General features: G+C 46.6%; 20 protein-coding genes. 15 read left to right on the forward strand and 5 right to left on the reverse strand.

Annotated elements, in window-relative coordinates:
• The first annotated feature begins 51 nt into the window (after positions 1–51).
• The 3 genes from NYE29_RS15090 (at position 52) to NYE29_RS15100 (ending at position 4,814) form a co-directional block, all read left to right on the forward strand.
• Positions 52–870 (forward strand): YwmB family TATA-box binding protein, encoded by an 819-nt coding sequence (locus tag NYE29_RS15090; RefSeq protein ID WP_076112598.1) that lies wholly within the window; start codon positions 52–54, stop codon positions 868–870.
• Positions 871–1,190: 320 nt separating this feature from the next.
• Entirely contained in the window at positions 1,191–2,741 is a 1,551-nt protein-coding gene (gene zwf, locus NYE29_RS15095) for a glucose-6-phosphate dehydrogenase (protein ID WP_038596372.1), read from the forward strand.
• Between the two features lie 486 nt (positions 2,742–3,227).
• Positions 3,228–4,814: a peptide chain release factor 3 gene (locus tag NYE29_RS15100; protein ID WP_038596370.1), complete on the forward strand. Its 1,587-nt coding sequence runs from the start codon at positions 3,228–3,230 to the stop codon at positions 4,812–4,814.
• Positions 4,815–4,956: 142 nt separating this feature from the next.
• Here the strand turns inward: NYE29_RS15100 and sspI are convergent, their stop codons facing one another.
• Positions 4,957–5,193, reverse strand: coding sequence for a small acid-soluble spore protein SspI (gene sspI / locus NYE29_RS15105; protein WP_076112599.1), 237 nt, complete (start codon positions 5,191–5,193; stop codon positions 4,957–4,959).
• Positions 5,194–5,504: 311 nt separating this feature from the next.
• Here sspI and NYE29_RS15110 point away from each other — a divergent pair, with 311 nt between their 5' ends.
• The 3 genes from NYE29_RS15110 to NYE29_RS15120 all read left to right on the forward strand — a co-directional run bounded on the left by NYE29_RS15110 (position 5,505) and on the right by NYE29_RS15120 (position 8,585).
• Positions 5,505–6,164, forward strand: coding sequence for a potassium channel family protein (locus tag NYE29_RS15110; RefSeq protein WP_038596366.1), 660 nt, complete (start codon positions 5,505–5,507; stop codon positions 6,162–6,164).
• A 356-nt stretch (positions 6,165–6,520) separates the two neighbouring features.
• The gene (locus NYE29_RS15115; RefSeq protein ID WP_340896584.1) at positions 6,521–7,639 is read left to right on the forward strand and encodes an IS4 family transposase; all 1,119 of its coding nucleotides are present in this window, start codon (positions 6,521–6,523) and stop codon (positions 7,637–7,639) included.
• 154 nt (positions 7,640–7,793) lie between these two features.
• Complete coding sequence (locus tag NYE29_RS15120; protein ID WP_340896586.1) at positions 7,794–8,585, forward strand: TrmH family RNA methyltransferase; 792 nt, start codon at positions 7,794–7,796, stop codon at positions 8,583–8,585.
• 319 nt (positions 8,586–8,904) lie between these two features.
• On the opposite strand, the gene NYE29_RS15125 is transcribed toward NYE29_RS15120, so the two are convergent.
• Positions 8,905–9,399 carry a PTS sugar transporter subunit IIA gene (locus tag NYE29_RS15125; protein WP_076112611.1) on the reverse strand — a complete coding sequence of 165 codons (495 nt, stop codon included), beginning with the start codon at positions 9,397–9,399 and terminating at the stop codon, positions 8,905–8,907.
• Between the two features lie 63 nt (positions 9,400–9,462).
• Here NYE29_RS15125 and NYE29_RS15130 point away from each other — a divergent pair, with 63 nt between their 5' ends.
• The gene (locus NYE29_RS15130) at positions 9,463–10,170 is read left to right on the forward strand and encodes a GntR family transcriptional regulator (RefSeq protein WP_076112612.1); all 708 of its coding nucleotides are present in this window, start codon (positions 9,463–9,465) and stop codon (positions 10,168–10,170) included.
• Between the two features lie 74 nt (positions 10,171–10,244).
• Here NYE29_RS15130 and NYE29_RS15135 read toward each other — a convergent pair whose 3' ends face one another.
• Complete coding sequence (locus NYE29_RS15135) at positions 10,245–11,444, reverse strand: enolase C-terminal domain-like protein (RefSeq protein WP_340896587.1); 1,200 nt, start codon at positions 11,442–11,444, stop codon at positions 10,245–10,247.
• A gap of 253 nt (positions 11,445–11,697) precedes the next feature.
• Between NYE29_RS15135 and NYE29_RS15140 the strand changes: the two genes are divergently transcribed.
• Positions 11,698–13,092 (forward strand): PTS transporter subunit EIIC, encoded by a 1,395-nt coding sequence (locus NYE29_RS15140; RefSeq protein ID WP_340896589.1) that lies wholly within the window; start codon positions 11,698–11,700, stop codon positions 13,090–13,092.
• Between the two features lie 290 nt (positions 13,093–13,382).
• Here the strand turns inward: NYE29_RS15140 and NYE29_RS15145 are convergent, their stop codons facing one another.
• On the reverse strand, positions 13,383–14,510 hold the full coding sequence (locus NYE29_RS15145; RefSeq protein WP_340896591.1) for an NADH-dependent flavin oxidoreductase: 1,128 nt from the start codon (positions 14,508–14,510) through the stop codon (positions 13,383–13,385).
• 238 nt (positions 14,511–14,748) lie between these two features.
• Between NYE29_RS15145 and NYE29_RS15150 the strand changes: the two genes are divergently transcribed.
• Positions 14,749–15,252 carry a MerR family transcriptional regulator gene (locus NYE29_RS15150; RefSeq protein WP_340896593.1) on the forward strand — a complete coding sequence of 168 codons (504 nt, stop codon included), beginning with the start codon at positions 14,749–14,751 and terminating at the stop codon, positions 15,250–15,252.
• Between the two features lie 201 nt (positions 15,253–15,453).
• Here NYE29_RS15150 and NYE29_RS15155 read toward each other — a convergent pair whose 3' ends face one another.
• Complete coding sequence (locus tag NYE29_RS15155) at positions 15,454–16,005, reverse strand: helix-turn-helix domain-containing protein (protein ID WP_340896595.1); 552 nt, start codon at positions 16,003–16,005, stop codon at positions 15,454–15,456.
• Positions 16,006–16,152: 147 nt separating this feature from the next.
• Between NYE29_RS15155 and NYE29_RS15160 the strand changes: the two genes are divergently transcribed.
• The 6 genes from NYE29_RS15160 to NYE29_RS15185 all read left to right on the forward strand — a co-directional run bounded on the left by NYE29_RS15160 (position 16,153) and on the right by NYE29_RS15185 (position 22,470).
• On the forward strand, positions 16,153–16,557 hold the full coding sequence (locus tag NYE29_RS15160) for a DoxX family protein (RefSeq protein WP_076113210.1): 405 nt from the start codon (positions 16,153–16,155) through the stop codon (positions 16,555–16,557).
• A gap of 23 nt (positions 16,558–16,580) precedes the next feature.
• The gene (locus tag NYE29_RS15165) at positions 16,581–17,240 is read left to right on the forward strand and encodes an alpha/beta hydrolase (RefSeq protein WP_076113209.1); all 660 of its coding nucleotides are present in this window, start codon (positions 16,581–16,583) and stop codon (positions 17,238–17,240) included.
• 6 nt (positions 17,241–17,246) lie between these two features.
• The gene (locus tag NYE29_RS15170; protein ID WP_076113208.1) at positions 17,247–18,017 is read left to right on the forward strand and encodes a DODA-type extradiol aromatic ring-opening family dioxygenase; all 771 of its coding nucleotides are present in this window, start codon (positions 17,247–17,249) and stop codon (positions 18,015–18,017) included.
• Between the two features lie 432 nt (positions 18,018–18,449).
• Complete coding sequence (locus tag NYE29_RS15175) at positions 18,450–20,090, forward strand: sensor histidine kinase (protein ID WP_445322170.1); 1,641 nt, start codon at positions 18,450–18,452, stop codon at positions 20,088–20,090.
• Positions 20,087–20,938 carry a response regulator transcription factor gene (locus NYE29_RS15180; RefSeq protein WP_076113206.1) on the forward strand — a complete coding sequence of 284 codons (852 nt, stop codon included), beginning with the start codon at positions 20,087–20,089 and terminating at the stop codon, positions 20,936–20,938. The genes NYE29_RS15175 and NYE29_RS15180 overlap by 4 nt, the downstream gene beginning before the upstream one ends.
• A 236-nt stretch (positions 20,939–21,174) precedes the next feature.
• Positions 21,175–22,470: an ABC transporter substrate-binding protein gene (locus NYE29_RS15185; protein ID WP_076113205.1), complete on the forward strand. Its 1,296-nt coding sequence runs from the start codon at positions 21,175–21,177 to the stop codon at positions 22,468–22,470.
• The last annotated feature ends 31 nt before the right edge of the window (positions 22,471–22,501 follow it).

A 22,501-nucleotide genomic window follows, 5' to 3' on the forward strand; every position in this document is an offset into this window, starting at 1 on the left:
TTGGTTATCCTGTCTAGTAGATTGCTAGATTGGATGAGAGGGAGATGCCGTATGGGACTGGGGAACGGGGGACAAGGGAAAGGTAAAATGCTGATGCTGATTCTTTGCATGTGTATGCTGGTGCTCCTGCTGGCCGGGTTCCGCAGCGGGGCTGACCAGGGAAGTGCAGCCGCATCAGCGGCCGCTCCCGCTTCATCAGACCCGGCAGCGTTGCCGCAGTCGCTGGAACTCCTGGCAGCTGTAGGACAAGAAGTTACGGCAGCAGGGTCTCCGTTGCGGCTTGTCCTGAAATGGCAGGGGGAATACAGCGGGAATGCTGTGGACACCGTTAGGGACGCAGACCTGCTGGCTGCACAGCTCGGACTCGGCAAGGCGGAGTCTAGCGAAGAATATGGACATGCTACTTACAGATCTTCCGGCTCTCCGGATTTGTATAGTAAGATATCGATGTTCTGGAGTGTGCTGGGTCAAGGCACCAGCTATGTGATTGTGACCGTTGAAACAGAGGATCTGCTGAAAGCTACGGCTTTGCAGAAAGTAGCACAAGAAGCGGGGACACTGATGCAGGCGGCTGGCATTACGCCGGAGTGGAATGCTTCACTTCAAGGTGTAGCGTCACTGCAGGACTCCCCCCGTGAAGCACTTGCCGGAATTGAAGGAACGATTTCCGGGCGGTTATCCGGGCTGAAAGCGGTGGAAGATTATGAGGATGATACGACCTACAGCCGGTCTTATAATGTTTCGGGGCTGAACAGGTTTGTGAATAGCGGAGATCATAAGGTAGCTCTGCAGGCAGCCGTACATAAGAACGGCAATGACAACAGCAATCGTGTGACAATCGGTTTGCCGCTGATTACCATTGAGTATTGATTCCGCAAAATATTAATAATCAGCAAATTTCAGCAAAAGCTTCGTATACCGGCTCCGCGTTTGCGGAGCTTTTTGCGTAACGTTATAATAGAAAATGGCTGGCAGTGGCCTACCCTTATCCGGGAGTATAAGCTGGAGTATGTAAACGAATAAGAAAGATTAATGGAAAATTACGAAATCCCGAGAAAAACTGTCAGGAATGTGATAGCATCCTTTCTGCGAATATGATAAAATGACATCACGTCGTCATGCGTTTTTTATTATTTGACGGACGTTGAGAATGATTGTCAACTATATTACATACAGAGAGATGAGGAGCCATGGCTGAAAATCAAACCCTTGATGCACTGCATACACCCGGCGCTGTATTTTTTATCTTTGGGGCAACCGGAGATCTAGCCCGGCGTAAGCTTTTTCCGGCGATTTACAGTTTGTACCGTGAAGGTAAGCTGACACATGATTTTGCGGTAATTGGCGTGGCTCGGCGTCCCCGCACCCAGGAGGAATTCCGGGAAGATGTGAAAGAGTCCATTCGCGAATTCTGCCGCTACCAGGCGGGAGATGCTGCAGAATGGAATGAGTTTGTGCAACATTTTGAATACAAGTCTTTGGACATCAATAATATCGACGGCTTCCGCGAGCTCAACGCGCAAACGGAGGCAATCGAAGAGAAATTCCGCATTCCGGGTAACCGTCTGTTCTATCTCGCCCTTGCTCCTGAGCTGTTCGGCAGCGTGTCGTTCAACCTCAAAGCCGGTGGCATGCTGCAAAGTTCAGGCTGGAACCGTCTGGTGATCGAGAAGCCGTTCGGTTACAATCTGGAGTCTGCTGAGCAGCTGAACGAACAGATCCGCCAGGTGTTTAAGGAAGAAGAGATTTACCGGATCGACCACTACCTGGGCAAGGAAATGGTGCAGAACATCGAAGTCATCCGTTTTGCGAATGCCTTCTTTGAACCGCTCTGGAACAACAAGCACATCGCCAACATTCAGATCACCCTCGGTGAAACCGTTGGGGTGGAAGAGCGCGGCGGATATTACGATCATGCGGGAGCGCTGCGCGACATGGGCCAGAACCATATTTTGCAGCTGCTGACGATGATCGCTATGGAACCGCCAAGCCGTTTGCTGGCTGAAGATATCCGTGATGAGAAGGTCAAGGTGCTTCGTTCGCTGCGTCCGTATGCTTCCTCCGAAGAAGTGCGCGAGAACGTGGTGCGCGGCCAGTACACCCAAGGCCTGTATAAAGGCAAGACCCTTCCGGCTTACCGCCAGGAAGACAAAGTGGATCCTGAATCCAATACCGAGACGTATTTCGCGGCGCGTGTATTTGTGGACAATTTCCGCTGGGCAGGCGTTCCTTTTTACATCCGTACGGGTAAACGTCTCCCGGTGAAGACGACGGAAGTGGTTGTAGAGTTCAAGGGTATGCCGACCAATGTCTATTTGGGCCAAAAGCATAACCTCGAGCCCAACCTGCTCGTCATCCGCGTGAATCCGATGGAAGGCATCTATGTGAAGATCAATGCCAAGAAACCGGGCTCAGAATCGGAAATTCAGCCACTGGCCATGGATTTCTGCCAAAGCTGCATGGTGGGGATCAACTCGCCGGAAGCTTATGAGCGTCTGCTGCATGATGCGGCGCGTGGAGATTCAACCTATTTCACCCGTTGGGATGAGGTTTCGTCGGCATGGTCGTTCGTGGACCGTATCGCCAAAGCGTGGAAGGAAGAAGCGGCTGATCTGGCTTCGTACCCTGCAGGTTCGTGGGGTCCGGTGGAAGCCGATCAATTGCTGGCTCAGGAAGGTTTCCATTGGTGGCCGGTAAACGGACAGGAAGAAGACAATGTGGTCTGGCGGGTTAACAGCTAAGACCTGAATAAGCTACAAGATTTAAGCTCCCCCTGCAGAGGCTGCAGGGAGAGCTTTTTTGCGATACCCCCGTTAGCGTGGGGACGGGTTTGCCCAAATATAAGAATTTATATGTTTCACACGATAACTTATCCTTCTATTTCTCGCTGAAACGATACCGTCCTTAAAAAGGACGGCAAAGCCGTTTCCACTTGGTGAAATTCACGCAAAATAGCCTCGTATAGGCCGAGGACTGTACAGAATAGGCTGCAATCGCTGTTTTTCTTACAAGATATTTGGTATAAGCCGCTTTTTTGTAGATAAAGTTTGCCGGATTTTGATATACTTTAAAGGATGCTTTCACTAGAAGCGGAACTGGAGACTATTATGGGATAACAATGAATTCACCAATGAAGGGATTTGTACTCATGAGCAGAGCGCCGATTTGATGAACAACCCGTGTGATATAAGCAGAAGCATGAATTTATATATGAAGGGATATGTGCAATGAATAAGGCACCGGATCAGAAGCTGCAACAGGAAGTGGACAAACGCAGAACCTTTGCGATCATTTCCCACCCGGATGCGGGTAAAACAACACTTACGGAGAAGCTGCTGCTGTTCGGCGGAGCCATCCGGTTAGCGGGAACGGTTAAAGCCCGCAAGGCAAGCAAACATGCAACAAGTGACTGGATGGAAATAGAGAAACAGCGCGGGATTTCCGTTACTTCCTCTGTGATGCAGTTCGACTATTTAGACCATCGGGTGAACATTCTGGATACCCCAGGTCACCAGGATTTTAGTGAGGATACCTACCGTACGTTAACGGCTGCGGATAGCGCGGTTATGCTGATCGACGTGGCGAAGGGTGTAGAAACACAGACCATCAAGCTGTTCCAGGTCTGCGCCAAACGCGGTATTCCGATCTTTACGTTCATCAACAAGCTGGACCGCGAAGGCCAAAGTCCGTTTGATCTGATGGAAGAGCTTGAGAATGTACTGGGCATCCGTTCTGTTCCAATGAACTGGCCAATCGGCAGCGGACGTGAACTGTGCGGTGTGTACGACCGGATGAAGAATCAGGTGGAGCTGTTCCAGGGTGATGACCATTCCGTAATTAAAGTGCAAAAGGTGGAAAGCTACCGTGACCCGATCATCCGTGAGATGGCCGGTGAGTACCTGCATGATCAGCTGTGCCAGGAGCTGGAGCTGCTGGACGTTGCGGGCGATCCTTTTGACTATGAGAAGGTACTTCGCGGAGAGCTTACTCCGGTATTCTTCGGCAGTGCGATCAACAATTTCGGGGTGCAGACGTTCCTGGACAACTTCCTGGATCTTGCACCGAAGCCGGAGCCGCGCCGCAGTACAGTTGGCTCCATTGAGCCGACCAATGAGAAATTTACCGGCTATGTATTCAAAATCCAGGCGAACATGAACCCGGCCCACCGCGACCGGATTGCTTTCCTGCGGATCGTGTCCGGCAAGTTCGAGCGCGGCATGAGTGTAAAGCATGTCCGTGCAGGCAAAGACATTAAGCTGTCCCAGCCGCAGCAGTTCCTGGCTCAAGACCGCGATATCGTCGAAGAGGCGTATCCGGGCGATATTATCGGGCTGTTTGATCCGGGTATTTTCCGGATCGGCGATACACTCAGTCAAGCCGGGGATATGGAGTTCGATGAGCTGCCTACGTTCTCACCGGAGATTTTCTCCAAAGTAAGCATCAAAAACGCGCTAAAATCGAAGCAGTTCCAGAAGGGTATTGATCAGCTGACGGAAGAGGGCATGATTCAGGTGTTCCGTACGGTCAACTTTGACGATATTCTGCTCGGAGTAGTCGGACAGCTGCAGTTTGAGGTGTTCGAGTACCGGATGAAGGGTGAATATGGCGTGGATGTTCAGCTGCAGCGGATGTCATATCAGTTCGCACGCTGGATCGTGGATGAGAATAAACCGGACCCCGGCAAATTCCGCATCAACTCTACACTGGTTACCGACAAGAAGGGCAACTACGTGGTGCTGTTCGAGAACGAGTATGCGATGCGTACAGCGATGGAGAAGAACCCGACCGCGAAATTCCTGGAAACAGCTCCTTGAGTGTAGGCTGTTGACGAATTCAGGCTGCAGGTGCAGGGGATACAGCTGCACCTGCAGCAGTTTCAAATAGGTAGTAAAAACCTCCGCCCCCATGTGTGCAGATGCACCTTGGGTGACGGAGGTTTTTGGCTCATGAGGCTTTCTAGGATGTGATGGATCCGGGAGTAGTCTCCTCCAGATGTCTGTGGAGCAGACTAATCACATGATCCTGCTTGGCCTCTCCAAGGTCCTTCCAGACCATTTCGAACACGACGCCAAGCCCGGGAAGTGCAGCTTCCGGCCCGTCCACGGAGCCTTCAATCATGTGCCGCAGGTCTTCTTCGGACTGGCCGTGCACTTTATGGAGAATCGCCTGGCGCAAATCAATGGTAACCGGCATAATGTACCCCCTTAAAAGTTTTGTGAGCAAGGCTTCCTGCCAATTCTTCGTACAAAACTGCTTCGAAAGCATGTGCTTAGTTTTGTGAGCAAGGCTTCCTGCCAATTCTTCGTACAAAACTGCTTCGAAAGCATATGCTTAGTTTTGTGAGCAAAGCATCCTGCCAATGGTTCGCAGAACTGGCTTAGGAAGCCTGCTCATGCTGAAACGCCCTGTACTAATGTGCCCTGCGGCGATGCTGAAAATTCAAGTTTGTGTGTGCTTATGCTATACTGTGTGAGATGTAAAATGTGAGCGGGAGGTACACGGACATGGCTAAAAAACAATATGCCATCATCGGAATGGGACGTTTCGGCTCAAGTGTAGCCAAGGCGCTCAGCGGGATGGGATTTGATGTGCTGGCCATCGATTCGGATGAGCAGCGCACACAGGAAATTTCGGGAATTGTTACCCATGCTGTATCTGCAGATTCCACCGATGAGGAAGCGCTGCGTGCACTGGGCATTCGAAATTTCGATGTTGTCGTTGTGGCAATCGGAGAAGATATTCAGGCGAGTATTCTTACGACGCTGATCTTGAAGGACCTTGGGGTGCCGGCGATTCTGGTCAAGGCCAAAAGTGAGCTGCACGGCAAGGTGCTAAGCAAGATCGGTGCAGACAAAGTCATTTATCCCGAACGGGACATGGGCATGCGGGTGGCGCATCATCTGGCCTCGCCGAACATCCTTGACTATATTGAGCTGTCGCCGGATTACAGTATTCTGGATATGAAGGTTCCCAGGCCGATGCTGGGCAAAAACCTGCAGGAGCTGAATATCCGCGCCAAATATGGCTGCAATGTGATGGCGATCCGCCGGGGCGAAGAAATGAATATTACTCCAAGAGCCGAGGACCGGCTGGCCGATGGCGATGTTCTTGTCATCGTTGGCCACAAGGACAACCTGACCAAGCTGGAGATGGCGTATCAATAACGCACGAGCAAATGAAGTGTAACGTGGCTCTCGTGGTGCTGTAGGAAGTGTTAAGTGCGCTGCCGATAGTGGCCGGATTTGCTTAATTGCACTCTGTACAGCTATTTGCTTCGTTAAGCGCTTGTTCAGAAGGATAGATGTATTTCGTGCAATTAAAATTTAGCATACCCCCGGTTTATAGCCATAATGATGATTATAAATGTACAGACTACAACTAAATTGGAATTAGCGGTAAAAAGCGTGATTTTAGTTGCAGGAAATACAGGTCTGTTGATTAACCAGAAAAAGGTAGAAAAAAGGCCGCTCATTCGGTAAAGTGTTTGTACCCCTACAAACATCCGAAACGAGGCGACCTCATGAAAAAGTCTACTTCATTATCGAATATTCTGCAATTGGTGATTCCCGAAGAAAAAATGCTCCCATTCTTGGAAGAACTAAAGTATATCGATGTGGCGCGAAAGTTTACTGTCTATGATTTATTTCTATTTTTGGCCGAAGCCGCCTTCCAGCAGTGGGAGGGGTATCGGGACGGAGAACAGCGAATGGCCCTTTGTGGGCAGCGTTCTGTGGATCACTCAACCCTCTCGAAAAAAGCCAAAGACGTTCCTTTTCAATTATTCAAGCGTTTGCTAGATCTCATGATTGGGCTGTGCAATCGAAAGACTCGGCGTGTACTCGGTATTCCGAAGGAGCTGCTAATCGTTGATTCCACTACGATTACGGTAGGTCTGGGACGGTTGACTTGGGCTCCGCACAAAGGCCAAAAAGCAGGCGTTAAGCTACACGTGGGGATCATTGGAGACCAAGGCGAATTGCACAAAGTTACCGAAACGACTGGATATGAGCCTGATTTGAAGAGTTGCCCTGACCTGCTGGACAGAAGATTTATTTTGGTGGCAGACCGGTCTTATGGTAAACACAAGCTGTTTGACAGTTACCAAGAGCAGGAAAACCGGCAGTACTTTGTGATTCGGCTTCGGGATAATACAACCTTTACGAATCCAATCTCACGATGTCGAAAGCGTCCCTTTTCGGGAAGTATTAAGCAAGATTTGACCTGCCAATTGGGAAAGAACATGGCACTCTCCCAGAACAGATTTCGGGTGGTCATCCTAGAGGATCCCAAAGGAAATCCCGTTATTCTCGCCACAAATCTGCACTGGTATTCCCCCGAAGGAATTGCAGAAATCTATAAAAAACGGTGGCAGATCGAAGTCTTTTTTCGTTGGATTAAGCAGCATCTAAACATTCCAAAATTATTCGGAACAACACCAAATGCAGTGTATGGACAGCTGTACACAGCTTTACTGATTTATGTTTTGCTTAAGTTCCTGTTTGAGCAGGGAAATGCTGCGGTGCATCCGAGTGCTAAATTAACATTCGTCGACTTTGACCGGTTATTTACTTTGGAAACTTTACCACCGGAATGGAGGATTTATTTAGCCAATGTAGTGTTTCTCACTTCCATAATTTAGCTAATCAACAGACCTGCAGGAAATACACTTAAAATGAAGCTGTGTGCAGGTGCAGCGTGTTAGAGAAATACATGGGAAGATCGTAGTGACTGCAAGGAAAAAGGCAGCAAAGATGCGATAACTAAGCTGCAGGTGAACAGAAAGGTAGGACCTCATGGAAATTATGTCTCCGCAAAATACGCGGGTGAAGGAATGGGCCGGACTGCAGGAGAAGAAACACCGCGATAAGTCCGGCAAATATATTGTGGAAGGTATTCATCTCGTACAAGAGGCGCTGCTGGCCGAAGCCGATGTGGAAATATTGGCGTATGACCTCGATAAGGGCATGCCGTCTGAGCTGAAGGAACTGCTGCAGGCGGTACAGGGTATGGAGGTCATCGGCGTATCAGCGCCGGTGATTGCGAAGTGCAGCAGCACCAATACGCCGCAGCCGGTATTTGCGGTGGTGCGCAAGGAACAGCAGGGCGTGGAGACGATCCTTGCGAAGCCGGATAGTCTAGTCGTTGTGCTGGACGGAGTTCAGGACCCCGGCAACGTTGGGACGATCATCCGCAGCGCGGATGCGGCAGGCGCAGACGGCGTGATCCTCGGCCAAGGCTGCGCCGATCTGTACAACCCGAAGACCATCCGTTCCACGATGGGCTCGATGTTCCATCTCCCGGTGGTGGAGGGCGATTTAAGTGTTGTTTTGCCGCAGGCGCGGGAACGCGGCGCACTCTTAGTCAGCACCTCGCTGACCGGTGAGGACTCCTGCTACACCCACGATTTTCACGGCAGCCAGTGGCTGCTGATCGGCAGTGAAGGCAAGGGCATCTCGCCGGTAACGGCCGCGCTCGTCGATAAAAGCATTATCATCCCGATGGCTGGCCGTGCCGAATCGCTCAATGCGGCGATGGCAGCGACGATACTGCTGTTTGAGGGGATGCGGCAGCGGGGGTTTAACTAAACAATAATTCCCATGTGAGTTATAACATAAAGTAGGACTGTTTTTAAGCATGAATGAGACCGTTTATAGCTTCAAAATGAGACCGAGAAATAGCAGCAATCCCTTGTGTGACAAGAGATTTCTGCTATTGGTATGTGGGCAGGGCTATAAGTAATACAGTGTACAACCGTTATTTATACCACACTGAATTTTTATATCATATGGTAAGACATACCAGACCAATTTGTACTTCTGTAATCAAATTATTAGCGGAAACCCATTTAATTATCAAAATATGAAATGCAGACTTCAAAACTGCAACAAGGCAGCCCTGAACAACTTAATAAAATATACGTAACACCGTCTCGTTCTCAGGTTGTTTACTCTCGCTTACAACCTCGACCCGCGATATGTTGTCCTGTCCTCCTGGAACAACGATGGGCGTAACAGTAGAACATCCGTTTTCCCGGAGAGTTTCCATATCAAATTCCAGTAGAAGTTGTCCTTTTTTTACCCGGTCGCCGTTACTTACATGAGCTGTAAAACCCTTTCCTTTAAGAGAAACGGTATCCATGCCAACATGAATGAGCAATTGAACACCGGAATTGTGCTCGATGAGAATAGCATGCTTACTCTTTTCCATGATATGGGCGATAATACCGTCAAAAGGAGCAATGACCCTGCCGGAATCTGGCAAGATGGCGAATCCCTCGCCCATCGCTTTACTTGAGAAGGCTTCGTCCTGAACTTCATCCAGAGCTAAAAATTGACCGGAGAGAGGCGATGAGATATCTATGGAAGGCGATTCTATCTTTTTTTTCTTAAACCCAAACATAGGTTTTCCTCCTGTAACTGTGTGTTAGAATAGCAATGAAACAACGATTAGGGGGCCTGCCTTGTGAACAAAAGAGACTTTGTCATCCATGATCTGCTCAGTAAAATCTATCAAAAACATTATTCAGACTGGAAGCTTCCTACAGAAAGAGAATTGGCAGCGCAATATAAGGTTTCCAGATTTACAATACAAGAATCTATTAAGAAGCTGAAATATATGGGTATGGTTAAGGTTGTCCAGGGCTCGGGTATTTTTATTAACAAAAATATTCAAGCCAGTCCGCTGATCTACAACTCACTTACAGAAAATCCTTATTCCAATATTCAGTCTAAGGTCATCGAGCTGCAGAAGCTTCCTTCCACCCCTAGTGACCAGCAAATCTTTAATATAACTGCCGAGGATGAAGTGTGGATGTACCAGCGCTTGAGAATCGTTAACTATCAGACAATGCAGATTGAGCAGTCGAGATTGCCTGCGACATTATTCCCTGTATTAACACAGAAGGATGCCGAGAATTCCATTCAGTCATTTGTGAAAAAGCATAAGTTCACTATCTCACATTACCTGAATACTTATGAGGCAATCTCGCTTGATAAAGAACAAGCGATGTTCTTGCAGCAAAAAAAGAAAAGTCCAGCAATGAAAATTTCAAGCCGTGGAATACTGAATAACGGTACCATTTTTGAAATCAGTGAAATTGTGGCTGTCGACTATAAGTGCACGTACTTGACGGCCTTCAACAACGAGCATCACAAAAGAAGAAACCTCTGATACGCAGCTAATCATTTGACCTGAAACTCTCCGTGCTGACCGCCTGTGCCGGAGAGTCTTTTGCTGCGCCTTAATTACGGCGTCATTAGCGTCCCGTCGGGTAATCTGGCCTGTGTCCATTCATGCATACGGTATTCCACCGGGAAGGCACCTGCCTGTTCCTCATTGAACTCCACGCCGATGCCCGGCAGATCAATCGGATAAATATAGCCATCAATGGCGTCAATATTGTGCGAAAATACGCTGCGGGTGTTTGCTTTAATCGGAATATTCTCCTGAATCGCTGCATTATGCAGATGAATGTTGAGATGTGTATTGACGGCAATTCCAATTGGCGTAATATCGGATGGTGTATGCCAGGCGATACGAACCCCGAAAGCCTCGCATAATGCTCCAAGCTTCAGCGCAGGTGTAATTCCCCCGATTTGGGATACATGGCAGCGGATGAAATCAATCTGTCTACCCGCAATCAGGTTTCTCCATTCCAGCGGATTGTTGAACAGTTCGCCTGTGGCAATCGCCGTTGACGTTTGTGAGCGGATCTGCCCTAACCATTCATTCTGATCCGGCGGCAAAATATCCTCGATAAAGTAGGGTTTATACGGTTCGACCGCTTTGGCAAACTGCACAGCCTGATTGGGGAATAACCGCTCGTGAACATCATGAAGAATATGGAACTGGTTGTTATACTTTTCCCGCAAAAGAGCAAACATTCTGACCGTAGTCTCCATATACTCGTCCTGATCATAATAGGAGCCCGCTGTGGAAGTGGCCGGAGAGTGCAGCTGTGAAGGATTCCCTCCGTAGAAGCCAAGCTGGCAACGGATGTGCTTGTATCCTTGTTCAAGGAGTCCATCAATCTCGCTGTACAGATCTTCAATATTGTCAGCAACTGCATGAGTATATGCCGGAATGGCATCCCGTGATTTGCCGCCAAACAGCTGATACAATGGCATACCGGCGAGCTTGCCTTTAATATCCCATAGAGCCATATCAACACCGGAAACTGCATTATTCAGAATAGGTCCGTTGCGCCAGTATGAATTGACCATCATCATATGCCACAAGTCTTCAATATGGTTGGCGTCACGGCCAAGTAAAATCGGTCTGAGGTATTCCTCTATGACGAGCTGGACGGCTTTGGGCCGTTGCTGAAAAGTGGCGCAGCCATATCCAATGACTCCATTATCCGTAGTTACCCTGACAACCACCAGATTATGACGGTCAGGTTTTAGTATAAAGCTTTCCACATTAGTGATGATGGAAGGGTTCATGTTTCTCCTCTTTTCTACAATTTCTAAGAGTATTGAACCATAGTTTGAAAGGAAGAATCAATTTGGTTTGGTAAACCGGTTGAATAACGAAAGATATCAGTCCAATTATGATGGAAATTGAATAAAAACCCTTTGTTATAAAGGTTTTTTTGATAAAGGCGAACCATTTTGGACTGCTTTTATTAGAAGTTTCTTTATGATACTATTCAGTGTGTAAACGGAACCAATATCCATTAGGACAGGAGAATTCTTGATGAGCAAAGAGAAAGCGATTAAGGACATGATTGCAGGTATAGGCGGTGAGGAGAATATTGAAAACGCTTGGCATTGTATGACACGACTTAGATTTGAGCTGAAAGATAAAAATAAAGTAGATATTGCGAAAATCAAAGAGTTGGACCCAGTACTTGGTGCGCAGTTCAATCAAGACCAGTTTCAAATAATACTAGGTCCTAAAGTCGGAGAGTATTACACCGTTCTGGCTAATGAGCTCAAGCTGAAGGATGCGCAGAGTCCTGAAGAGGAGAAGGGAAGCAAGCAAAAAGTAGGTTTTGTTACTCTCTTCATGAACATAGTATCTGGCGTATTCGGGCCCATTGTACCAGCAATTGCAGGTGCGGGATTAATCAAAGGACTTATTGCCGGTTTGACTGCACTTCATTACATCTCGGATAAAAGTGAGACCTTTCAAATAATAAATATGATGGCCAGCGGTGTGTTCACTTTCCTGCCATTCTTCCTGGCAGCCTCGGCGGCCAAGATTTTTAAGACCAATCAGTATTTGGCCATTGCCATAGCGGCAACTATTATGTTCCCAACGATGGTGGATGCGGCGAAAGCCGGTGAAATATCCTCCTTTCATTTCCTTAATCTGCTCCCGATTCCTGTTTTCAACTATAGCGGAACTGTCATCCCGATTATTTTTGCCGTTTGGGCGATGAGTTATATTTATGGCTGGGTTAACAAGATTGTTCCGGAAGTGCTCAGAACGGTAGTTACCCCAACGTTGACTCTATTTATCTCTGGATTTATGGCTTTAGCTGTTATTGGTCCAATCGGTGTCTATTTAGGAAACGGACTGGCTTGGCTGGTTCAAGGCTTGTTTGACATCTCCCCTGTTCTGGCTGGTGTGGTTGTTGGTGCGATTCGTCCAATAGCTGTCTTTACGGGCATGCACCATGCCATGACCCCAATTGCGCTGCAGAACTTTGCAACACAAGGCTACGATATGTTAATGCCAATGATGTGTATGGCTAACTTCTCGATTGTAGGCGCAACCTTTGCCGTGTATTTTAAAGTGAAGACCCCGAAAGAAAAAACAATTATCGTCTCCGCTGCCGTCTCCGGCTTGCTGGGAATAACAGAGCCCGCTTTGTTCGGGGTGTTAGCAAAGTACAAAAAAGCCTTCTTGGCTGCCACGATTGCCAGTACGGTTGCTTCCGCCTACATTAGTTTCTTCGGTGTCCGTTTGTACGGATATGTACTGTCCAGTATTTTCAGTATTCCGGCATACATCGGCCCCTACTTTGTCTATGCAATTTCGGGAATGTTCATTGCGGTTGCGGTAGGTTTTACCGTTTGCAATCTACTTCTGAGTAAAAATGATGTTGAAAATGCCAATAAAGCCTCCCTGCAGTCTGCACAGTAATGCAGCAAATATGTTATTTGTGGGAAGCATTACAGGTAGCCTTAAATTTTGCTGTATAACGTTTTCGAAAGATATTGAAAAGCCCGCACTCGGCCTAACTGGCTGACTGTGGGCTTTTGTTGTCTTAGATAAGATCCTGTCCGACAGGAACAAGGCAAAGCAAGAAGGGAATTACAACTCACATTAGTGTCCACAAGAAGCCAAAAGACTGGAGAAGATCGATTCTTTCCCCGATCCAATTCCAGTCTTTTTGTCGTTGCGGCAAATTTCCATCTTCTTATAAGGGGGGGTTAACCTTGATTTGCAAACGGGAACCATCCTGGGGTATTGATAATTTTCTGCCATAATGGATCAGAGATCCCCAATTGTTCTTGATCATTTAAAGTTAACTCAGTACGAATTTCAATTTCCTTACCTTGAGTTATTTTTTCAACCCAATCTGGATCGATAATCAATTCTCGTCCAAGTGCTATAAAAGGGACACCTGATTGTAACGCTCTAAGCGCTTCATCAGGTGTGTGGATTGAACCTACACCGATAACGGGAACTCTTTGCCCAACGAGCTCATAAATAATTTCCATTCTAGAGCGATTGTCCTCTACTCCACGTCTAGGCTTAGACCAGAAGTTCATTAAAGAGACATGCAAATAATCCAAGTTTTGGTTTGCGAGGGCATCTATCAATTTTAGTGTATCGGCCATTGTAATACCGGGTGTCATTTCTTCTTCTGGGGACAACCGATATCCCACTAGAAACGGCTGTTTGGCATGTTCAGCCACCACTTTTTTCACTTCATCTACAATAGCGAGCGGAAACGCCATACGTTTGTCCACATTTCCTCCCCAGCGATCATCACGCCGGTTTGTGTATGGTGAGAAAAATTGTTGAATAAGGAATCGATTTGCCCCGTGAATCTCTACCCCGTCGAAACCAGCCTCGATCGCCCTACGGGTGCTAGCGCCAAACGCATGAATGATCTCTATAATTTCCTGCTCTTCGAGTGCTCGAGGAATCACACTTCCCCCTTCCTTAGCAACCGCACTCGCACTTACAATCTCACCATTGGGTACCACTTTGGGCAGACATTCGCGACCACCATGAAAGATTTGTAGAATGGCTTTTGCCCCGTGTTTCTTTATTGCTGTTGCCAAACGTTGCAGGCTTGGGATCATATCATCACGATCAGCCCCCACCTCCCCGCCAAACATCTTCCCATTTGGTGTCACCACGGTACTTCCAGTGACAGCTATTCCAACACCGTTCGAACGACTTTCGTAATACGCGGTTATCTCATCAGATAGCGTACCGTCTTGCTGAGAATAAGAAATGGTCATGGGTGCAAGAACGACGCGGTTCTTTACTTCGACCCCATTCTTGAAACGAAACGGCTCCATTAAAGGTTGATATTTAGGGTTCATAGTTGTTCACTCCTGTTATCTTTTCTGTAATTACTAAACGTATTAGTGATATATTTTCACGTTGGTTCGTGTTTGTTGTAGACTTCCTCCTTCCCCGTATAACGGCTATGTTATTTGTTGGAGTCGGCTTTAAGTCAAGACATAAATACAGAATTAGTTGTTCCAAGGTTAGAGACTTGACTTGGAGCCGACTCTAAGATGTATAATGCCCCTAAGTTTCAATTTCCGGAGGTGCGGGATGATAACCGAGCAAACGTTCACGATAAAGCAAACTGCGGAGCTAACTGGACTTTCTGAGGACACGATCCGTTATTACGAAAAGATTAATTTGCTCCCTCAGGCGGACAGGAAGGACAATGGGCATCGCGTCTACCACCAGAAGGACATCAATACGATCCGGTTGATAGTCTGTCTGAAAAAAACGGGGATTTCCCTGGAGGCAATGAAACCATTTTTGAAGGTCTCCGCTGACGCTGATCCCGCCGAACATCTGGAGTTGGTTGAGGAATTAAGGAGCCAACGCGATAATATTGTCAGCCAAATCTCATCGCTTCAGCAAATCGTTGATTTCATTGACATAAAATTAGAAGAAGGGCGACCCCGAGGGGAATGCTCAGATCAAACTCCAGACGGCGTTCTAGAAGAATTTAAGGAGACAAAAACAAAGCCCATTTCCGTCGTAGAGATGAGTTATTTTTCTGCATCTGCGAAAACGGGCAAGTTACCGAATGCGATTAAATAAGCTTATTAGCTCATAAAACAGTGGCAGTCTATGACTGCCACTGTTTTATGTAGTTGGGGTCAATATAATATTTTGTTTTCTTTAGATTTGCATGTGCGGAGTGAAAACTCTAGCTTTATACACGACAAGATATTCGCTTTAGTTTTCATTTGTAATATCGGTGCGCGTTGGCAGATGGTTCTTGTATAGAGGACTTTTGGCTTAGATGAGCTCCTGTCCGTTCTCGTTCTCTGTATAGATGGAGATTAGCACGATTGCTGTATCTTCCCCAATATTTCTTACTAAATGGGGCGTACAAGCATTCCAGCTAAAGGAATCCCCTTCACCAAATTCAGCCCCATCTTCCCCTTGTTCCGCGTATATACTCCCTTTTATGACCACATGTACCTCCTCGCCTTCATGCGCATGGGGGGCATCTCCAATCATTGTACCCGGAGGAAATTCTACGATCATCATCCGTACGTTCTTTGTGGAACTCAAGTGTTCCACTTTTAGATGTTCTGAACCGCTAGTTGTGATGGTCCGTTCGTCTTTCCGGACAATTCGCATTCGTTCTTCTTTCTTTAAAAGCAAATAGGCTAGCGGTACTTTTAAGGCGTGGGCTATATTTTCCAGCGTTGAAATGGACGGTGAAGTCTTATTTGTTTCAACCTGACTCATAAAGCCTTGGGACAGGCCGGTCATTTCGCATATTTGAGCGATAGTGATATTTTTACGTTTCCGGATTGCTCGTATAGTAGAGCCAATATCCATCTGAGCACACCCCCCAAAAAAATATTTGTAATACAAAACTTAATTTCATATTATCAATTTTTATATTGACAAGTCAACGCAATTCGTTTTTAATTACACATATAGATTTTATATTTTTATTACTAATATTTTAGGGGAGAGAGACGAATGAATAGAACAACTGTTGTTTCCATTATTATGCGTGTGGTGCTGGGCATCATCTTTGTATTTCATGCTGTAGATAAGTTTCAAATGGGTCTTGGCAATGTAGAAGCGTGGTTTAGCTCACTGGGGGTTCCGGGATTTGTAGCTTATGTTGTTGCAGTGATTGAGCTTGTCGGCGGTATTATGCTTATCCTGGGATTGTTTACTCGTTATGTATCAGGATTATTTGTGATTGTGCTCATCGGGGCCATTATGACGGCCAAATTATCAGTGGGATTACTAGGTAATGGTCAGATGGTTGGGTATGAGTTGGACCTTGGATTCATATTGATCTCGTTGTATCTGGTTGTTGCTGAACGAACACCGCTATCTGTTGACCATTTTATTATGAGCAAGCGCAGTAGATAACTTACAGCAAGGAGGAGACTAAGATGAATCCTATTTATCAATATGACGTTCACTTACCGGTTAATCTGGAGCAGGGGAAGACATATCCGACGATTTTTACATTGCACGGCAAAGGATCGAATGAACAAAATATGTTCGGTTTGGTCGCTCCATTAGCTCAAGATTTCATCATCATTGGGATTCGCGGTAATTTGCCGCTTGGTGCGGGATATCAGTATTACGAGTTGAAGAGTCTGGGGAACCCGATTCGGGAAATGTTTGACCAAGCGGTTAAAGATCTCGAAGCTTTCATTCATTATGCGACGGAGAAGTATCCGATCGATCCTGACAAACGTTATTTGCTCGGTTTTAGCCAAGGTGCAATCCTGTCTATGACGCTTGCGCTCACGATGGGAGAACAGTTAAAAGGAATCGTAGCACTCAACGGATATATTCCTGAATTTGTGAAAACGGAGTATTCACTTCGAAGTGTTAAGGATGTTTCCATATTTGTCTCGCACGGAGAATATGATTCCGTGTTCCCGGTTCGTATTGGGAGCGAGACATCTGCCTATTTAAAAGACCAAACGGAGCGCATAACTTTCAAGTTATATCCGACCGATCATGGCGTATCTGAAGAGAACCAGCTGGATTTTTTGAAGTGGCTTAAGAAGGATGCCGAATCAAATATAAATAAGGAGTGAAGACACATGATGCCATCCTATTTTTTTGCACATGGCGCACCATCAATCGTACTAGAGGATAACGAATATACAAAGCTGCTTAAACAATTTAAAGACCACACGCCAAAGCCGAAAGCGATTGTTCTCTTCTCCGCTCATTGGGAGGAGGCGGTACAGACGGTTGGCGCTGCTGCAACGTATGAGACCATTTATGATTTTGGCGGGTTCCAGGATGAGCTGTACCAGATGACTTATCCGGCCCAAAGTGACCGCTCGTTAGTAGAGCAGATTCAAAACCTGTTTACCAAGCATGGGGTTGAGAATGCCCGAAATGAAACAAGAGGTCTGGATCACGGGGCATGGGCCGTTCTAAAACTGCTATATCCGGGTGCGGATATCCCTGTCATAGCGCTATCTGTAAATCGTTATCTGTCTAATGAGCAGCAGTATCAAATTGGGAAGGCATTGGCGGAGCTTCGCGAGCAGGATGTGCTTATCATCGGAAGCGGTGGAACCGTTCATAATTTAAGTGCATTGAACTGGCGGTCCGAGGAGATTGACGAGTGGGCGGAACAATTCGACAACTGGATTCAAAGTAAACTGGAGCTATGGGATGCGGAAGCCCTGTTCCAATACCGCGAGCTCGCTCCTCACGCCCAAGAGGCCGTACCAACCAGTGAACACTTCATTCCGCTTCTTCTCGCGATGGGAACGGGTGACGCTAACCGTAATGCGAAACTTCTTCACCGAAGCTACCAGTACGGTAACCTAAGCTTAAGTTGCTGGCAATTCAATTAAGACCGTATGGCAGTCGCAGAGATGAGATATTTTTCCGCATCTGCGAAAACGGGCAAGTTAGCAAATGCGATTAAATAAGCTTGTAAGCTCAATCATACAGTGGCAGTCTAGGACATTTTTCTTGTCTAGGACTGCCACTTTTTATGTGCCGGGGTCATTCTATATAGATTGAACATCCTGTACTCTGAGATTAATCTATATAATCAACAGACTTGCTTTAAAATGTTATAGTTATATAAAAAATATGATTATCAATTTCGCTGAAATATTTAATATACAACGGAGGTCAGACGAAATATGCCACTGCGGCAAAAGATTCTAATCAGCAACATTCTTATCGTATCACTGGCTCTGGTAATCTTTATAATAAGCATTCATAGAATTGTCTTTAATCAGACCTTGGAAAGGACTTCAGCAAGCTCGCAGCAAGAAGTGAAACTGATAAAACAATCTATGGAGACCGTGTTTCAATCTGTTCAGAACTTCTCGAAATTCGCTTTGATTAATCAGGATACACAGAAGGTGCTCAGTAGAGATACCGTAGCAAGCGATGACGTTTCTGCTCTGAAGTCAATACATAATACGCTGGCTGCGATGCTGGAGACCGAGCCGAATATTGATTCCGTTATTATCGAATCCTTAAGCGGCGAACTCTATTATACCTCCAATTTGACCGGTGTTACTTTGCAGAGTCTCGGTATTTATCCCAAAGAAGCGATTGATGCTGCAAAAGGTGGAGCGGTCTGGGGAGATACACTGCAGCCATCATTTCTGTCCGGTATGAAGAAGAAGAATATGATTAGTGTGTGCAGAGTTATTATGAGCATGGAGAAGGGGACTCCGCTTGGTTATATTTATGTGAATATTGACGAGCGGACACTCGCCCGGATGTACCATAATGAACATTCTAATCAGAATCCTACTTTGGTCATTAACCAGGACGGAATTATAATATCCTCGAATGAAGCATCACTGGTCAGTCAGGCGATTCAAGATGACTCTCTTGCCAAATGGGCGAGTTCAGCATCTGAAGGGAGCAGGACCGATCAAGTCGATGGAATGCGTTATTTAGTATCCTTACAAAGCCTTGATCCCTATGGCTTGAAGGTTGTCCATCTTGTTACCACTTCGGAGTTGACCTATGGGTATTGGAAAATCGCATTATTAATGGTCGGCTTCGGACTGATCAGCATGCTCTCGGCAGCGTTTTTGTCCTTTGTGTTCTCACGGCTTCTAACTCGGCCCCTCAGCCAGCTCAGTGAGGTGATTGTTGAAGTAGGTGCCGGAAACTTTGATGTACGTGCATCCGCCGAAACGCAAGACGAAATTGGCAGGCTGGGAGCGACATTTAATGAAATGGTGGAGCATATTCAGGGGTTGATGCTAAGAATTGAAGGTGAAGAGAAGACGAAGCGGCTGCTGGAGCTAAGGCTGCTGTATTCGCAGATCAAACCGCATTTTTTGTATAATACGTTGGACACGATACGTGCGATGGCTGTGATGACGAATGCTAAAGAAATAAGCAGCATCCTTAAGGCGCTCGGCGAATTCTACCGAATTTCACTTAGCAATGGACAGGAGCTAATTGCTGCTGCACAGGAAAAAAAACATCTGGAAAGCTATCTGTACATTCAGCAAATCCGCTTTAAAAAGCTAGATTACCGGATTTCGTTTGAACCGGGAATAGAGGCCTGCCAAGTGCCTACGATGCTGCTGCAGCCTCTTGTCGAGAATGCGATCCACCATGGAATCAGAGGGATGCCTGACGGAGGATTGTGCGAAATCATAGGGTATACGGAAAGGACGGGCGAGCAGAGCAATCTCTGCTTTATTGTACGTGACAACGGCAAAGGCATGAGTGAAGAGGAAAAACGGCTTATTTGGTCGGACAATGGCGAAGAAGAGGTATACAGCTTCGGACTTAAAAATATTCAGGACCGGATTCAACTGAGGTTCGGTGAATCTTATGGCATTGTCCTGACATCTGAACCAGGCAATGGAGTAGAAGTGCAGGTACGCTTGCCGCTGATCTTGAAAACGAGCGGACAGGAGGAGGGGACAGCTAGACTATGAATACAGCGCCGGTAGCCCGCGTCCTGATTGTAGATGACGAATATTATTTCAGGCAGCTTTTGATCCATTTGATTGATTGGACTTCTGCCGGTTTCGAGGTGGTCGCAGAGGCTGAAGAGGGTTCGGCAGCCTTGAAGATTATGGAGGAACAAGCGATTGATCTCATTATTACAGATATTGAAATGCCGAATATGAATGGGCTCGACTTTGTAAAGGCCGTCCGCGCCCTAGACTCAGCTGCAAAGCTGATTTTCATCACAAGCTACGACAACTTTACTTATGCACAGAAGGCTATTTCGCTCGGAGCGGATCATTATTTGTTGAAGCCCATTGATGAGGAAGCGGTTGAACAAGCACTTATAACTATCCGTACGCAATTGACTGAGAAATGGGAAGCAGAGCGTTATATTAATCGTTTGAAAAAAGAAGCGGGTTATGTACAAGAACCGGAAGCGGGACAGTCGACTGAGGAAGGAAGGCGTCAGGGCAGCGGTAAACGGCTGGTTCGCAAAGCGGTTGATCATGTGACTGCGCATTATGCCGATGACAGCTTGTCGCTTCAGAGTACAGCGAGTGTCCTCTTCGTGAATCCGAGCTATTTAAGTCACATGTTCAAGAAGGAGACAAGTGAGTCTTTTGTAGAATATGTGACCAATGTCCGCCTTGGCAAAGCTATGGAGCTGTTGCGCCAAGGGGCTGCTGCGGATGAATCCCTGGCTCCAAAGGTAGCGACGATAGCACATCAGGTCGGCTATAGAGATCCGTTCTACTTTAGCAAATGCTTCAAGAAGAAGTACGGAATTACCCCAAATAAGGTATACGAGGGGTCCAATGTAGAGAGAGAGTGAGCAGTTTCTAGTTGAAGTCCGGTTTTCCAGCCGGGCTTTTTTGTTCGTGCAAAGTAAACCTGATGTTCAGGGGATGTTAACACGGGTGTGGTTTGTAAACTCAGTGTTAAGTAATATAACATACCTAAAAATTTTACTGTCAAAACCAATATATATCCATTCGAACCTAGCTTCACACTTGTTAAGATTGTACCTGTAGCTCGTATCCGTAAATTTTGAAAGGTGGTCCAAATCAGATGTTTGGTAAAAAGTTTGGGGTTATTGCAGCATCCGTCGCGCTTGTTAGTGTAGTGCTTACTTCTTGTGGAGGTGCGGAAGTAAACAATGGAGGGACTCAGAGCAAGGAAGCGACAGCAGCGGATAGTAAGAAATCTATCACGTTATGGATATTCGATGCAGATCCGATGTACCAAGCAACTGCCGAAGCTACCGCAGCGGAAATTGGCGCTGAACTGAATTATGAATACATACAAGATGAGACATACAAAACTAAACTAAGTGTTGCGCTTGCCGCAAATGAACTTCCGGATGTTTTCCAACAGCATGCCGGAAAGTCATACCGGACCCCTGTTCTGCAGTCGAAGACAGTTGCTCCATTGAACGACACGCTGGATTCCACGGGACTAGGCTCGCAATTTCTGGACAATCAGTTGGTAACAGAGGACGATGGCAACATCTATTCCGTTCCTTCCAACATCAGTACAACACTGGTTCTTTACTATAACAAAAAGCTGATGGGTGAGCTTGGCGCTTCTGCTCCAACAACGTGGGATGAACTTCAGGCGTTGATTAAAACCGCAAACGATGAAGGTGTGATCCCAATCGCACTCGGCGGAAAAGAAAGATGGCAGGCAGATCTGCTCTACAACATGCTTGTAGCGCGTGAGGACGTTAATGCCTTCGATGAGGCGATTAAAGGACAAGCTAAATTCACAGACGCACCATTTGTTGATGCAGCGAATCAGGTGGTAACATTGGTGAACTCAAATGCCTTCCAAAAGGGTTTCCTCGGCTCCGCCTACCTGGATGCACAAGAACTGTTTAAGAATGATAAAGCCTTGATGTGGATCGACGGCAGCTTTAACTTCACTTCTCTGTCGACTGCAATGGGCGACAATTTGGGATATATCGCATTTCCGAAAACAGGTGCAGAAGAGATCCACAGTTCAACAATCGGTTTCCAGAATGCTGAGGCGCCTTACTCATTGTTTGTCAACAACAGCTCCAAAAATGTGGATGCAGCCAAAGAATTTGCCATTCGCATGTCTTTGAAGCTCAATGACGAATTTGTTAGAAAAGGTCTGCCCGGATATGCCAAAAGCGACGTTAAGTCTGAATCACAGAATGAGCAGCTCTCAGCTTACGCTACAGATATCGGTAAAACCACTAAAACGCAGGCGATGTGGTTCGGTCTGCTTTCAGCAGATGCAGGTCAGGAATATCGTGATCTGACACAGCAGCTATATGGTGGCGTGTTGACAGCTGAGCAGTTCACAACTGAACTGGAAACCTTGCTTCGCAAGGCAGAGTAAGCTGTAGCGTTTCAAAAATATATTCTGGGAA

The sequence above is a fragment of the Paenibacillus sp. FSL M7-1046 genome, assembly GCF_038007405.1.
Lineage (GTDB): Bacteria > Bacillota > Bacilli > Paenibacillales > Paenibacillaceae > Paenibacillus_AQ.